The organism is Pseudomonas phoenicis, from assembly GCF_047302395.1.
GTDB lineage: Bacteria > Pseudomonadota > Gammaproteobacteria > Pseudomonadales > Pseudomonadaceae > Aquipseudomonas.
The window spans coordinates 4038405-4052726 of sequence record NZ_CP154852.1; the positions used below are offsets into that span (position 1 = coordinate 4038405).

The 14322-nt window shown below is 65.6% G+C and carries 11 protein-coding genes, 1 pseudogene and 1 riboswitch; of the genes and pseudogenes, 3 read left to right on the forward strand and 9 right to left on the reverse strand.

All coding sequences use genetic code 11. The features are described from left to right. Positions 1-81: 81 nt before the first annotated feature. A riboswitch (cobalamin riboswitch) is annotated at positions 82-282 on the reverse strand. 26 nt (positions 283-308) lie between these two features. Beyond that, positions 309-1475 carry a DUF1624 domain-containing protein gene (locus AA0Z93_RS18395; protein ID WP_413047532.1) on the reverse strand — a complete coding sequence of 389 codons (1167 nt, stop codon included), beginning with the start codon at positions 1473-1475 and terminating at the stop codon, positions 309-311. Positions 1476-1675: 200 nt separating this feature from the next. On the opposite strand from AA0Z93_RS18395, the gene AA0Z93_RS18400 reads away from it, so the two are divergent. After that, positions 1676-2236, forward strand: coding sequence for a sterol desaturase family protein (locus tag AA0Z93_RS18400; RefSeq protein WP_413047531.1), 561 nt, complete (start codon positions 1676-1678; stop codon positions 2234-2236). Here AA0Z93_RS18400 and AA0Z93_RS18405 read toward each other — a convergent pair. The 5 genes and pseudogenes from AA0Z93_RS18405 to fni all read right to left on the reverse strand — a co-directional run. Further along, positions 2160-3089, reverse strand: a pseudogene (locus AA0Z93_RS18405) (phytoene/squalene synthase family protein); the annotation flags it as partial. The gene AA0Z93_RS18400 and the pseudogene AA0Z93_RS18405 sit on opposite strands and share 77 nt — an antisense overlap. Next, positions 3086-4576, reverse strand: a complete 1491-nt coding sequence (locus tag AA0Z93_RS18410; RefSeq protein ID WP_413047530.1) for a phytoene desaturase — start codon at positions 4574-4576, stop codon at positions 3086-3088. The pseudogene AA0Z93_RS18405 and the gene AA0Z93_RS18410, both read right to left, overlap by 4 nt. Then, positions 4573-5739 carry a lycopene beta-cyclase CrtY gene (crtY, locus tag AA0Z93_RS18415; protein ID WP_413047529.1) on the reverse strand — a complete coding sequence of 389 codons (1167 nt, stop codon included), beginning with the start codon at positions 5737-5739 and terminating at the stop codon, positions 4573-4575. The genes AA0Z93_RS18410 and crtY overlap by 4 nt, the downstream gene beginning before the upstream one ends. Continuing rightward, positions 5736-6998, reverse strand: coding sequence for a glycosyltransferase (locus AA0Z93_RS18420; RefSeq protein WP_413047528.1), 1263 nt, complete (start codon positions 6996-6998; stop codon positions 5736-5738). Before AA0Z93_RS18420 ends, crtY begins: the two co-directional genes overlap by 4 nt. Continuing rightward, on the reverse strand, positions 6995-8032 hold the full coding sequence (gene fni, locus AA0Z93_RS18425) for a type 2 isopentenyl-diphosphate Delta-isomerase (protein ID WP_413047527.1): 1038 nt from the start codon (positions 8030-8032) through the stop codon (positions 6995-6997). The genes AA0Z93_RS18420 and fni overlap by 4 nt, the downstream gene beginning before the upstream one ends. 181 nt (positions 8033-8213) lie before the next feature. On the opposite strand from fni, the gene AA0Z93_RS18430 reads away from it, so the two are divergent. Then, positions 8214-9107 (forward strand): polyprenyl synthetase family protein, encoded by an 894-nt coding sequence (locus AA0Z93_RS18430; protein ID WP_413047526.1) that lies wholly within the window; start codon positions 8214-8216, stop codon positions 9105-9107. Positions 9108-9565: 458 nt separating this feature from the next. Here AA0Z93_RS18430 and AA0Z93_RS18435 read toward each other — a convergent pair whose 3' ends face one another. Together AA0Z93_RS18435 and AA0Z93_RS18440 are read right to left on the reverse strand one after the other, a co-directional pair. Continuing rightward, the gene (locus AA0Z93_RS18435) at positions 9566-10405 is read right to left on the reverse strand and encodes a TIGR03915 family putative DNA repair protein (RefSeq protein ID WP_413047525.1); all 840 of its coding nucleotides are present in this window, start codon (positions 10403-10405) and stop codon (positions 9566-9568) included. Beyond that, positions 10396-11616: a putative DNA modification/repair radical SAM protein gene (locus AA0Z93_RS18440; protein ID WP_413047524.1), complete on the reverse strand. Its 1221-nt coding sequence runs from the start codon at positions 11614-11616 to the stop codon at positions 10396-10398. Before AA0Z93_RS18440 ends, AA0Z93_RS18435 begins: the two co-directional genes overlap by 10 nt. 306 nt (positions 11617-11922) lie before the next feature. Between AA0Z93_RS18440 and mqo the strand changes: the two genes are divergently transcribed. Further along, positions 11923-13557 carry a malate dehydrogenase (quinone) gene (gene mqo / locus AA0Z93_RS18445; protein ID WP_413047523.1) on the forward strand — a complete coding sequence of 545 codons (1635 nt, stop codon included), beginning with the start codon at positions 11923-11925 and terminating at the stop codon, positions 13555-13557. 196 nt (positions 13558-13753) lie between these two features. Here mqo and AA0Z93_RS18450 read toward each other — a convergent pair whose 3' ends face one another. After that, the gene (locus AA0Z93_RS18450; protein ID WP_413047522.1) at positions 13754-14212 is read right to left on the reverse strand and encodes a winged helix-turn-helix transcriptional regulator; all 459 of its coding nucleotides are present in this window, start codon (positions 14210-14212) and stop codon (positions 13754-13756) included. Positions 14213-14322 lie beyond the last annotated feature (110 nt).

A 14322-nucleotide genomic window follows, 5' to 3' on the forward strand; every position in this document is an offset into this window, starting at 1 on the left:
CAGGCATCGTCTGCGCCGCCTGCGCGAGGCAGGCGGCACCACCCTGGACAGGGTGCCGATGGCCGTCCCGGACACCCCGCCGGTCGGTGAATGTGTGCCGGCAGGTCTCCTGACTGGTGCGTCCTGGCCTGGCTCCGGCCTTCCCGGACTCGTCCAGTGGCATTCGAGGAGCAGGCTCGGCACCTACAGTTGCGGGGGCAGTTTCGTTTGGCTCGCCACGTGGCGGCGAGCGACGAATTCCCTATTAATTCCTGGGGGGAAACCGGCGGGCGGCATGGTAGACCATCGCCCGCCGGCAGGGAACCGCTTCACAGGTATTTGAGCCAGGCGATGTCGCGGCGCCGAGCCTTGAGCCGGGCGAAGGCGCGTACCGGCAGGTATAGCGCCAACGCCAACGACACCGCGCACAGCCACACCGCGCCAATGCTGTCGAAGCCGAAGTACTGGCCCTGGTTGAGGCCGAACAGCGCCACGCACACCAGGTAGGCGAGCTTGAGCACGTACAGGTGCAGCAGATAGAAGAACATCGGCGCTGCGCCCAGCACCGCCAGTACGCCGATCCAGCGCGCCTGGCCGGCGCGCTCGAAACCGCGCAGCAGCAACAGGCCGACACCCAGGGTCAGGCACAGGAACAGCAGCGAAGGTGGGTACTTGGTGATGTTGAGCAGGCTCATGAGGGTTTGCACGGCACTGGGGTAGCTGCTCCAGGGCGCTTCACCGTAACCATTGAGCAAACGCAGTATGACGAACGCCAACAGTGCCAGCGCGGCGCTGCCCAGCAGCCGCCGCTGGCGCAGGGCCGCGTCGCTGCCACGGGCGAACCACGGGCCGAGGGCGTAACCCAGGGCGATCACGCCGATCCACGGCAAGACCGGGTAGGAGGTGCGCAGACGCATGTGCTCGGACACTTCCAGCCAGCCACGGTCATGCAGGATCGCCCAGAGCACGTGCAGGGAAGAACCTTCGCCGAAATGCACGGCGTCGAGCAGGTTGTGCCCGACGACGATCGTCAGGCCCAGCGCGATCAGCGCCGCCCGTGGCAACCAGACCAGCGCCGCCAGGGCGATCATGCTCACGCCGATGGCCCAGATCACTTGCAGGTAGACCACGCTCGGCGGCAGTTGGAAGGTCCAGGCGAAGTTGACCACGGTGAACTCCAGCACCACCAGGAACAGGCCGCGCTTGAACAGGAAGGCTGCGACATCGCCACGGCCCTGGTGCTTTTCACCGTACAGCCAGGCCGAAAGGCCCGTGAGCAGCACGAACACCGGCGCGCACAAGTGCGCCAGAGTGCGGCTGAAGAACAAGCCGGGTTCGGTGGTGGCGATCGCCATCGGATCGCCCACCTGATGATGCAGGAAGAAGGTTTCGCGGACATGGTCCAGCAGCATGAACAAAATCACCAGGCCACGCAGCGCGTCGATGCTTTGCAGGCGTTGGGTGATAGGGGTGGGAAGAGGGTTGGTGCTTGTCATGAAGGATCGCAGGCAGGAGGTGGGCTTGGAATGAAACGTTATCTTATAACAAATTTCATGAAAGCCAATACCGTTTTCATCTTCGTCCATGCGCAGGTGCGACCCAGATCAACCCGTCGCGCCGTTTACGCTGATACACCGGGGAACGCTATCCTAGGCGCAGCACTCCATACCTCACTCCCTGGAATCGAACGGACGCCATGCTCACCAACCTCGCCATCTTACTGATCACCCTGGCCGGCATGGAAGTCGTTGCCTGGCTGGCCCACAAGTACCTCATGCACGGTATCGGCTGGGGCTGGCACCGCTCGCACCATGAGCCGCGCCAGGGTTGGTTCGAGAAGAACGACCTGTACGCCGTGGTGTTCGCCGTATTGGCCATCGTGTTGATCGCTTTGGGCAACGCCGGTTGGCACCCGCTGGAATGGATCGGTGCCGGCATGACCGGCTACGGGCTGCTGTACTTCATCGCCCACGATGGGCTGGTGCACCGGCGCTGGCCATTGCGCTACGTGCCGCGCAGTGGCTATCTCAAGCGCCTCTACCAGGCCCATCTGATGCACCACGCAGTGCATGGCCGGGAGGGTTGCGTGTCGTTCGGCTTCATCTATGCACCGCCCATCGAGCGCCTCAAGGCGCAGTTGCGGGCTCGGCACGATGGGCCGTTGCGTTCGGCAGCGGCGCGCGCGTCCACAACCGAGGGTCGCGCTGCGGATAGCGTCGCAGACGCCGCAGCAGACTCGTCCACAGCCCCCCGCTGAGCGCAGTCAGCTTTTCCAGCTTGCCGGTGGAGGCGCGCGTGTTCCAGGCCTGGGCGCCCGCCGCGCGCACGCGGATACCGATACGCCGGTACACGGCCCCGGCGCTCGCCACCGCCCAGGCCGAACGCCAAGGCAGCGCCGCCAGGCCCGCCTCGGCGCTGGCGTAATAGGGCTCGGCCTGATCGATCAGGCGCGTGGCCAGCACCGCCAGCGCCGGTCGATGGCGCGGCTCGGCCAAGGTCGCCAGGGTGATGCCGAACTCGTCGAGCCACTGCTGGGGCAGGTAGCAACGGCCGACTTCGGCGTCGTCGACGATGTCGCGGGCGATGTTGGTCAATTGCATCGCCAGTCCCAGGTCGCAGGCGCGGTCGAGCACCTGCGGGTCCTGGGTGCCCATGATCCGCGCCATCATCAGCCCCACCACCCCGGCGACGTGGTAGCAGTACTGCAAGGTGTCGGCGAAGGTCTGGTAGTGCTGGCCATCGACGTCCATGGCGAAACCCTGCAACAGGTCGAGGGCTTCCTCACGGGCGATGCCATGACGCTGCACCACGGCCTGCAAGGCAGCGAAGGCCGGGTCGTCGATGGGTGTGGCGAGGTAGGCCGTCTGCGTGCGGGCGCGCAACTCGGCCAGGCGCAGGCGCGCCTCGGCCGGGCTGAGCGGTACTGCATCATGGCCGGCCTGTTGGCCGTCGATCACATCGTCGCAGTGCCGACACCAGGCGTAGAGCAGCACTGCGCTGCGCCGAGTGTGCGGATCGAACAGGCGCGAAGCGCTGGCAAAGCTCTTCGAGCCCACGGCGATGCTGTCGAGCGCGTGTTGCAGCAGCGGATCGGTGGCCGGTTCGGTCATCCGTGCAGGTCCTCGATCATCAGTTGCGCAGTGGCCTTGGCCGAAGCGATCACCCCGGGCACGCCAGCGCCGGGGTGGGTACCGGCACCCACCAGATAGAGATTCTTGACCTGCGCGTCGCGGTTGTGGGGGCGGAACCAGGCGCTTTGCTGCAGGACCGGCTCCAGGGAGAACGCCGATCCCAGGTGCGCATTGAGCTCTTCGCGGAAGTCCAGGGGGGTGAAGGTGCGGCAGGTCACCAGATCCTCGCGCAGGCCGGGCATGTAGTGCTGTTCCAGGTAGCTGAAGATACGGTCGCGGTAGCGCGGCGCTTCTTCGCGCCAGTCGACGTCGGCGTTGCCCAGGTGCGGCACCGGCGCCAGCACGTAATGGCTGGAACAGCCGGGCGGCGCCAGGCTCGGATCGGTGGCGCAAGGGGTGTGCAGGTACAGCGAGAAATCTTCGGGCAGCTGTGGCCCGGCGAAGATTTCATTGATCAGCGGCTTGTAGCGCGCGCCGAAGCACACGGTGTGGTGGCGCAACTGCGGCTGCTCGCGCTTGAGGCCGAAGTGCACGACGAACAGCGAATTGCTGAACCGCTTGCCCTTGAGCCGCTCGCCCTCGCTGCGCCCGCGTGGGTGGGTGCCGAGCAGGTCGCTGTAGGTGTGCACCACGTCAGCGTTGGAGGCGATGGTGTCGGCCGGCCAACGCTGCCCGTCGGCGGTACGCGCGGCAGTGAGTCGGTCGCCTTCGGTGTCGAAGCCGCTGACGTCTGCGTTGAGCACCAGGCGCCCGCCGATGTCTTCGAACAGCTTGGCCATGCCTTGGACCAGTGCGCCCGTACCACCCCGTGGGAACCACACGCCCCATTCACGCTCCAGGGCGTGGATCAGCGTGTAGATCGACGAGGTGGAGAAGGGGTTGCCCCCGACCAGCAAGGCGTGGAACGAGAACGCCTGGCGCAGTTTTTCGTTGCGGATGAATTTCGCGACCATGCCATACACGCTGCGCCAGGCTTGCAGGCGGGCCAGCTGCGGGCCCGCCGAGAGCATGTCGCGGAACGACAGGAACGGCACCGCGCCGAGCTTCACGTAGCCCTCGGCGAGCACTTCCTTGGAATAGGCCAGGAAGCGCCGATAGCCTTCGACGTCGGCCGGTTCCAGGGCGTGGATCTGTCGCTCCAGGTCGGCCTGGTCGTTGCCGTAGTCGAACCGCGTGCCGTCCTCCCAGCACAAGCGATAGAAAGGGGTCACCGGCAGCAGCTCGACGTAGTCGCGCATGGGTTTGCCCGCCGCCTCGAACAGCGCCTCGATGGCCGAAGGGTCGGTGATCACCGTCGGCCCCGCGTCGAAGGTGAAGCCCTCGTCCTTGTACACGTAGGCGCGCCCGCCTGGCAGGTCGCGGCGCTCCAGCAAAGTGGTGGCGACGCCAGCGGCTTGCAAGCGGATGGCCAAGGCCAGGCCGCCCAGGCCGGCGCCGATGACGACAGCCGTTTTACCAGGGGTCATGAATGTTCCTCGAAATGGCGGGGGGAATGACGCAGCGCGGCGCGCAGCGCCTGACCAACAGGGACCGGCGGTTTGCCGCTGAGAATGCGCAGGCGGTCGGCCCACGTGTTACGCCCGGCGTAGAACCGTGCGATCAGGGGCTCGGACAACCGGTAGAAGCGTTGCATGACGTGCCAGCGCTGCTGCGGCAAGCCGGCGAGAAACAGCATGCGGTTGAGCAGGCGATAGAAACCTTGGTGCTGCCAGCGGCTGCGCTGGTAGTCGGCGAACGCCGGCGCCAGGCTGTCATGCGCCAGATGCGGCTGGCGCGCCAGCCAATCCGCCAGGCGTACGGCCTCGGGCAGCGAGTAGCCGGTGGTGCAATGGAACAGCCCGGCGCGCAGGCCAGCCTGTAGCTGGCCGGCCTGTTCGGCCTGCCAGGCAGGGAAATCGCCGGCCAGGGTGATCGGCAGCACGCCATGTTCTTCGCGCAGCACCTGTTTGGGGTGCCAGCCGTGCTGCTGCAAGTACTGCCCGATGTGTTGGCGCAGTTGCTCGGCGCTGAGCGCGTGGCGTTCGACGTAGTGGGTGTCTTCCACCAGCAGCGTGTCTTCGCTGAACGGCAACACGTAGACGAAGCGATAACCGTCGCCCTGCGCCACCCGCGCGTCCATGACGATGGGCGCGGCCAGGCCATGGGGCGCGTGCAGTTGCACCACCTGGCCGAGAAACGCCTGCTGGCCCAGCACCATGTGCGGGCTGGGCAGCGGACCGCGTCCGTCGATCACGGCTGCAGCCTGCAGGCGTTCGCCGCTGTCGAGCAGCACGCTGGTGGCGTCGAGCTGCTGGATACGGCTGTTGCAGCGCAGTGCCGGGCCCAGTGCCTCGGTCATCAGGCGGGCGAAGCGGGCGCTGTCGATGCTGGCATAGCCGCTGGCCAGATGCCGCGAAAAGCCTGGGAAGTGGACGTGGTAGCTGGGCCAGCTATGGCCCACCAGCGGGGCCAGCCATTGCCGCTGGCTCTGGTCGAGATCGGCTTCGTGGAACGACCAGGTATGGTTGCCGCCCGGCGCGGCGTCGCCCTCCAGGCACAGGATGTTCAGCTCGGGGCGCAATTGGCGCAGGCGCCAAGCGATCAGGCCGTTGGCCAGGCCGCCGCCGGCCAGGATCAGGTCGAAGTTCATGGCAGGTCGCTATGCAGGACGGGCCGTCCGGTGGTGACGGCCCGTTCGATGATGTCAGCGGCGCGCATCGCACCGCCTGCGGTATTCAGTGCGTCGTTCAACGCAGGGTGATGGGCCGCGGGGCGGGCCAGCAAGCGCTCGAGGCTGGCGGCGATACGCCGTGGCCCGGCCCAGCGCGGTAGCACCTCGCCCAAGCCATGGTAGGCGACCCGCGCCGCTACGCCAGGCTGATCGAAGGCGATGGGCATCACCAGCAGCGGCGTGTGCGCCGCCACCGCATCGAGCACGGTGTTGAGGCCGCCGTGGCTGATCACCACCTGGGCCGCGCGTACCGCCCAGTGCTGCGGCGCGAAGTCGGTGACGATGCTCGCGCCGCTGTAGCGCAGGCGCGTCTGCTGCGCGGCGTCCAGGCCACCGCAGTGGGCCAGCAGGAGTTGCACGTCCAGGGCTTTGCAGGCCTGGGCGATGCGCAGGAACAGGCTGAAACGATGCCCCTGCAGGGTACCGAGGCTGGCGAACACCAAGGGCCGCTGTGGGTCGAGCAGCCACTGTCCGTCGCCGGCGCCGTCGCGCCGCCAGGGCCCGACTGCATGAAAATGGTCGGGCAGCGCTCGACGGGGAAAGTCGAACGGCGCCAGGGTCTGGCTGATCTGCGCCAGCGGCGACAAGCACGTGTGCATGCCCTGGCGCGGCGGCAGGCCGTGGCGTTCGCAGGTGGCGTCGATCACCGCCTGCAAGGGTTTCATCAGCCAGTCGTGGACCTGTTCGGTACCCTCGTACAGGCGTGCGTCGCGGCCCGGCGCGAAAGGCATGACCGGCAACGGCAGGCCCGGTTCGCGGTTGACCGGCAGCGCGCAGGCCATGGATACGATCGGCAGGCCCAGGGCTTCGCCGATCAAGGCGCCGGCCGGCTCCATCTGGTCGCACAGCAACGCATCCACCTGCGCGTCGCGCAAGGCAGCGGGCAGGGTTTCGCAGAGCATGGCGCTGGTGCCTGCCAATTGACGGATCAAGCGGCGCAGGCGCAGCGGGCCGTTGGGCCGCGCCGCCAACTCGAGGGCCTGGGTCAGGCTGCCGGGCGGATGGCTGGTCGTGCCGAGGGCTATGAAGCCCATGCGCGCATCGCTGAGCCAGCGCGCGGCGTCGGCCTGCTGGAAGAACGTGACGCGATGACCGCGCTCCAACAGATGTCCGGCCACGGCCTGCAATGCCTGGAAATGGCTGGGATAGGGCGGTGCCACGACCGCGAAGTGGCTCATCCGTGGGGCACTTGCAGACGCGCGCTACGCAGCGCGTCGAGGTTGCGCGAGCCGGTGCAGAAGCAGGCGATGCGCAACTGGCGCAGGAGGATGTCGAAATGCGCCAATACCGCTTCGGTCGACTGCATCGCTGCCGGCAGCACGCGCGCCGCCTGGCCGACCAACTGCGCGCCCAGGCGGATGGCCTTGGCCGCTTCGACGCCGTCGGCGATCCCCCCCGAGGCGATCAGCGCCATGCGGGGCAGGGCGCGGTGCACGCTGTGCAGGCAGGTGGCGGTGGGCATGCCCCAATCGGCGAAGGCCATGGCCACCGCACGGTCGCTGGCATTCTCGATGCGTTCGGCTTCGACCGCAGCCCAGCTGGTGCCGCCGGTGCCGGCCACATCGATCACCTGCACGCCCGCGTTGCCCAGGGCCATGGCCGTGGCGACATTGATGCCTGCGCCGACCTCTTTGGCGATCACCGGCACCTCGAGCGTTCGGCACAGCCGTTCGATCGACTGCAACACCCCGCCCCAGTCGCGATCGCCCTCGGGCTGCACGGCTTCTTGCAGTGGGTTGAGATGCAGGATCAGCGCATCGGCTTGCAGGCTGTCCACCGCCCGACGGGCGAGTTCCAGGCCATCGGCTTCGCGCAGTTGCACGGCGCCGAGGTTCGCCAGCAAGGCCACGTCGGGCGCGCGTTTGCGCAGGGCGCGGGTCAGGCCTTGGTCGAAGCCTTCGCGCAGGCTGACGCGCTGCGAGCCCACACCCATGGCGATGCCCAACTGCTGGGCCGCTTCGGCCAGGTGCGCGTTGATCGCTTCGGCCCGTGCGGCGCCGCCGGTCATGGAGCTGATCAACAGCGGCGCTTGCAGGCTTTTACCCAGAAACTGGGTGCCCAGATCGATGTCGTCCAGGGCAAGTTCCGGCAAGGCGCAATGTTCGAAACGCACGCTCGTCCAACCGCCGTCGGTGCGGGCCGTGGCCCGGGCGGAGTCCAATACGATGTCCAGGTGGTCGTCCTTGCGTTGGGAGAGCGAGTTTTTCTTCATGCCGGGTTCCAGGGGCCGGTGAATCATTTGTCTGGATGCGTGGTCAGTGCATGAGGTAAGAGTTGTACAACACGGATTAACTTGTATAGCTAAGCTTTGAGTTATTGCATCAGGCAACGGCACGTTCCAGTCGTTCCTTGCTACCGTAGTAAAGCTGCCGCACAACAATGAAGAGGCCAGGATGACGACCACAGCAACCACGCCGCTTGCCGCCGAGTGCGGGCTTGCGCACTCCCTAGAGCCGTTGCGTGAAGCGTTCGAGGCCCGTCTCGACGCCGTCTTGCCTGCGCCTGGCAACGCCCGCGACCTGGTGGCAGCCGCCATGCGCGAATGCAGCCTGGCACCGGGCAAACGCCTGCGCCCGATGCTGTTGGTGCTGACCGCCGAAGGCCTCGGCGCTTCACGTGCGGCCGCCATGGACGTGGCCTGCGCGGTGGAGCTGGTGCACGCCGCTTCCCTGGTGCTCGACGATCTGCCGTGCATGGACAACGCCGCGCTGCGCCGTGGCCGTGCCACGCTGCACCTGGCCTTCGGCGAAGACGTGGCCGTGCTGAGCGCCATTGCCCTGCTCAGCCACGCCTTCGGCCTCATGGCGGCCATCGAGGGTGTGCGGCCCGAAGTGCGCAACCGTCTGGTCACCACGCTGTCGCAGGCCATCGGTGTGCAAGGGCTGGTCAAAGGGCAGCTGCAGGATCTGCGCGATGGCGGCAAGGCGCGCAGCGCTGCGCAAATCGCCCAGACCAACCAGCTCAAGACCGGCGTGCTGTTCTCGGCGATCATGGACATGGCCTGCGATCTGGGCGATGCCTCGCCGAGCGTGCGTGCGCCTTTGCAGCATTTCGCGCTGGAGCTGGGCCAGGCCTTTCAATTGCGTGACGACCTGCGCGATCGCGATCCATCCAGTGGCAAGGATCAGGGCAAGGACGATGGCAAATCGACGCTGGTGGCATTGTGCGGGGAAAGCCAGGTACGTCGTCGCTTGCAAAGCCACGTCGAATCGGCTCAGCGGTATTTGGACCAGGCTATGTTGAGGGAGCGAACGCTCAGCGTGATGTTGCAGCGGTTGTTTGCTTGAAGCCGCGCGCTTGCCATGCACGGTTGTGGGTCTGGTAGCGCAGAGCTGCTGCGGCTCGTCCTGTACGACGGAGTCGACCGAGTCCGTGCCGCAGGTCTGCTGGAGATGGCCTTGTCATCAACCGTAGATGGGTCTACCCACGGATACGCGGCCGCCAAGTCTTGCAGCCGACCAAAATCCTGCAGGAGCGGCCGGTTCGGCGCTCCGACCAGCCGCGATGGCCTGCGCAGCAGGCTCAATGGGTACTATCGATTCAGGGCGGCGCTGCCGCCCATCGCGGCTGAACCGGAGCGCCGGCCGGCCGCTCCTACAAGTGGTTCTGTAAAAAGCCGATGATTGTGGCTCTTTCAGTAGACCAGGATTTTGTTGGAGCGGCTTCAGCCGCGATAGCCTTAATACGAAAAATGCCTGGCGAAGCGAAGGTTTGACTGGGAACACAATCGTGTTACGGGCCGACATCAATCCTTCTTCTGAATTTGCTTGCCAGCCTGTTGCGCCACCTCCGGCGCCTGACCGTCGCGCTGCTTGCCGTGCCGCGCCTGGCCGACCAGTTGCGGAATCAGCATGCCCTCGGGCAAATGCCGCCAGAAGCGGCCCGGCATGTGCTGGCGCAAGACTTCGGGGTTGAGTCGCGCAGGGTTGAAGATATGCCGGTAATAAGTACGCCACAGCTCCGCACCGGGATCGTCGGCATGCTGCGCCCACTGTTGCCATTCGGCAGGGCACTGGCGCCGGTAGTCCATCCTGGCGCCGTCGTACAGCACCCCGTCCCGATCGGTCGCGATCAGCCAGCGTTGGCGCCCCAGCCGCTCGGCGAAATGCCCGCTGGCGCTTTCCAGAATGTCGTGGGCCGGCACATGCCAGGCCACCAGGTCCAGTTGCAGCCGCTCGGCCAAGGGGCCGGGCAGGGGCACGAAGCGTACGAACGCATGCAAGTGATGCGCCTCACGGCTCACCTGCTTGATCCGCCGCTGCAACTCGCTGCCCAAGCGGTCGCCCGCCATCATCGCCGTACGGTCGCCATGGGCCACGCGCCACAGCACCTCGTACAACAGATTCCAGCGCTGTTCGCCGTGGTAACGCGCGGCCTGTTGCAGCTGCTCCAGCAGCGCCGCCGGTACCGTGGCGCGGAACGGCCCAGGGCCTTCAGGCAAAGGCAACGGCTGCGCCAGCAGGTCGTCCATCGGCCCCTGGTTCCAGGTCACCTGGGACGGGTCGATGCCATGGCCCAGCAACGCCCGCGCCTGTTTGCGCCACACCCCGAAGAGGTCGTCGCAGTCGAGCGCGATCATCCCCACAGACCCATCTGTACTGGCGCCTGCGGCTCGCGCAGGCGTTCGCGCAGCAGGCCGCTGCGCAGGTCGCCGTTGGACGGGCGATAGTCGCTGGTGATGATGAAGGGCCGCGCCTTGTCCAATACGCAGCGCAACTGGATCAGGTCGTCATAGCGGATGCGCCGCTCACGGCGCAGCGCCACCAGCCGCTGCACGCTGCGCAGACCGATGCCTGGGATGCGCGCCAGCAACGCCGGCTCGGCGCGGTTGACGTCCATCGGGAACTGCTCGCGGTTGGCCAGCGCCCAGGCCAGTTTGGGATCGATGTCCAACGCCAGGTTCGACGACTTGCCGAACAGCTCGCCAGCGTTGTAGCCGTAGCCGCGCAGGAGGAAGTCGGCCTGGTACAGCCGATGCTCGCGCAGCAGCGGCGGGGCGGCCAACGGCACGCTGTCCGGGCTGTCGGGAATGGGGCTGAAGGCGGAGTAATAGACGCGCTTGAGGCCATAGCCCTGGTACAGCGACTCGGCATTGCGCAGCAAGGTGCTGTCGTCGGTGGCGTCGGCGCCGACGATCACCTGGGTGCTTTGACCCGCCGGGGTGAAGCGCGGTGCTCTGGGTTCGTCGGCCACCGCCAACTGCTCCTGGTGGATGACGCTCATGGCCTGGCGGATGGTGCCGCCGTTCTTTTCCGGCGCCAGGCGTTGCAGGCTTTCATCGGTGGGCAGTTCGATGTTGACGCTGAGCCGGTCGGCCAGCCGACCGGCCTCGGCGATCAGCAGCGGGTCGGCGTCGGGAATGGTCTTGAGGTGGATGTAGCCGCGGAAGTTGTGCTCTTCGCGCAGCAGCCGCGCCACGCGGATCAACTGCTCCATGGTGTAGTCGGCCGAGCGGATGATGCCCGAGCTCAGAAACAGCCCGCTGATGCAGTTGCGCCGGTAGAAGTCCAGGGTCAGGCGCACCACTTCTTCGGGACTGAAGCGGGCGCGCGGCACGTTGCTGGAGCGGCGGTTGACGCAGTATTGACAGTCGTACAGGCAGAAGTTGGTGAGCAGGATCTTGAGCAGCGACACACAGCGGCCGTCGGGCGTATAGCTGTGGCAGATGCCCATGCCGTTGGTCGCGCCAAGGCCGTCACGCCCCTTGGAACTGCGCTTGGGGGCGCCGCTGCTGGCGCAGGAAGCATCGTATTTGGCGGCATCGGCAAGGATGCCCAACTTGGCGATCAATTGCATGGCATACACCTGGTACTGAATATTCATACAGTATTATCGGACGGGTCCGCTTGCAAGTGCAGGTGGTCGGATAGTGGCAGATTTGCCCTATGCTCGGCGGGTTGCGGAACTCCTACGGGGTGAGGCTTTCAACAACACACGCCGCAGGCGGCTGGGCGTGTTCGCCCCCGTGTGCAGCCCGTCGCGCGAAGCGACATGGCGTACTCGTCGCCGGCCCGGAAGGCCGGCGGCCCAGTGACTGGGGTACATCAAAGCAATCGGGGCGTTTTCGACCTCGAGGGAGAACGTATGAAGGGCAGGAAAACGATGCACAAGGCACTCACGGGCCTGGCGGTGGCAGTTGCGCTGGGCAACGCGCAGGCGGCCGACACCAAGCAGGTAGACGTCATGCTGGTGGGCGGCGGCATCATGAGCTCCACCCTGGCGGTCTGGCTCAACGAGCTGGAGCCTGAATGGTCGATGGAGATGGTCGAGCGCCTGGACAAGGTCGCCGAAGAAAGCTCCAACGGCTGGAACAATGCCGGCACCGGCCACTCGGCCCTGGCCGAGCTGAACTACACGCCGGAAAAGAACGGCAAGATCGACATCACCAAAGCGGTGGAGATCAACGAGTCGTTCCAGATCACCCGTCAGTTCCTGGCCTGGCAGGTCAAGCAGGGCGTGTTGAAGAACCCGCGCTCGTTCATCAATTCCACGCCGCACATGAGCTTTGTCTGGGGCGACGACAACATTCGCTTCCTCAAGAAACGCTACGAAGCACTTCAGGCCAGCCCGCTGTTCCGTCCGATGCAGTACTCCGAGGACCACACGCAGATCGCCAAGTGGGTCCCGCTGATGATGGAAGGGCGCGACCCGAGCCAGAAGCTCGCCGTGACCTGGACGCCCATCGGCACCGACGTCAACTTCGGCGAGATCACTCGCCAGTACGTGAGCTACCTGCAAAGCCGGCCGAACATCGACGTCAAGGTGTCCACCGAAGTGCAGGACATCAGCCGCAACGACGACGGCACCTGGCACGTCGAGTACAAGAACCTCAAGGACGGCAGCACAGGCGCCACCAACGCCAAGTTCCTGTTCATCGGCGCTGGCGGCAAGGCGCTGACCCTGCTGCAGAAGTCCGGCATTCCCGAGGCCAAGGAATACGCAGGCTTCCCGGTCGGCGGCTCGTTCCTGGTCACCGAGAACCAGGACGTCGCCATGCGCCACATGGCCAAGGCCTACGGCATCGCTTCCACCGGCGCACCGCCCATGTCGGTACCGCACCTGGACACCCGTGTGCTGGACGGCAAGCGCGTGATCCTGTTCGGACCGTTCGCGACCTTCTCCACCAAGTTCCTCAAGGAAGGCTCGCTGCTCGACCTGTTCGGCAGCATGACCCTGCACAACACCTGGCCGATGGTGCGGGTGGGCGCGCGTGAGTTCGACCTGGTCAAGTACCTGGTCGGCCAGGTCATGCAATCGGACGACGATCGCTTCGCGGCGCTGCAGACCTACTTCCCCCACGCCAAGAAGGAAGACTGGCGCCTGTGGCAAGCCGGCCAGCGCGTGCAGATCATCAAGAAGGACGAAGAACAGGGCGGCGTGCTCAAACTGGGCACCGAAGTGGTGACCTCCAAGGACGGCACCATCGCCGGCCTGCTCGGCGCCTCGCCAGGCGCTTCCACCGCGCCGCCGATCATGCTCGACCTGCTGCAGAAAGTGTTCAAGGACAAGCTGGCGACCCCGGCCTGGCAGGACAAGGTCAAGCAGATCGTGCCGTCCTATGGCACGCACTTGAACGACGACCCGGTCAAGGTCCAGGAGGAGTGGGAGTACACCAGTAAGATCCTCGAGCTGACCCCGCCGCCGCAGATCGACAAGCGTCAGGACCCGGCCAATCCCGAGCACATCGATCCGTTGGGGCAGGATAATGTCGACAAGGACGCCGATTTGAACCTGTAAGGGCCGTAAGGGCTGTAAGACAAAACCCGGTCGCATGGTGCGCCGGGTTTTTTGCCTTCTCGATACCCCTTTTCCGATGAGGGCGCGGCGGCGATGCGTCCAAGCAGGTTCCGCGCCCGTGCTGCGGACGGACGGCTCAAACGCGCCGACCAGCGCAGTGGACATGCCTTCACTGGCCTCGGCCACAAGCGGCCACTCACAAATCCCGAGCGACGATCCTGACTCGTTCGCAATCGGATGGCCCCAGCGGTTTGCCGCTCGCAGAACGTACGGCCATCGCCATCAACGGCTCACCTGATGCTTTGTCCACTAGCGCCGAGCGCGTCTCATGGGGTTCGAACTGGAAGCGCTCACCCCACTGGCGCAGGCTGACCACGATCGGAAAGATCGCTCGCCCTTTGTCCGTTAGCACGTATTCCTTGTAGGCACTGCCGTCCGACGCCGGGCAGATTTCGAAGACACCCACCTCGACCAACGCTTTGAGCCTCGAAGTCAGTATGTTCCTCGCAACGCCCAGGCTTTTCTGAAATTCGCTGAAGCGACGGATATCGTCGAACGCATCGCGAACGATCAACAGCGACCAACGATCACCGATCACTTCAAGCGTTCTTGCGACTGGGCATTCGCGACCGTCGTGAAATACGGTTCCGGTCATTTTTAACCTCCGGTAACGAGTCTGGAGCGGCTAGCGCTCAACCACACAAATTTGGTTGCAATTTGAAATTGGATTGGGCAACAATCCTATAGAGTTTCAATTTGAAACTA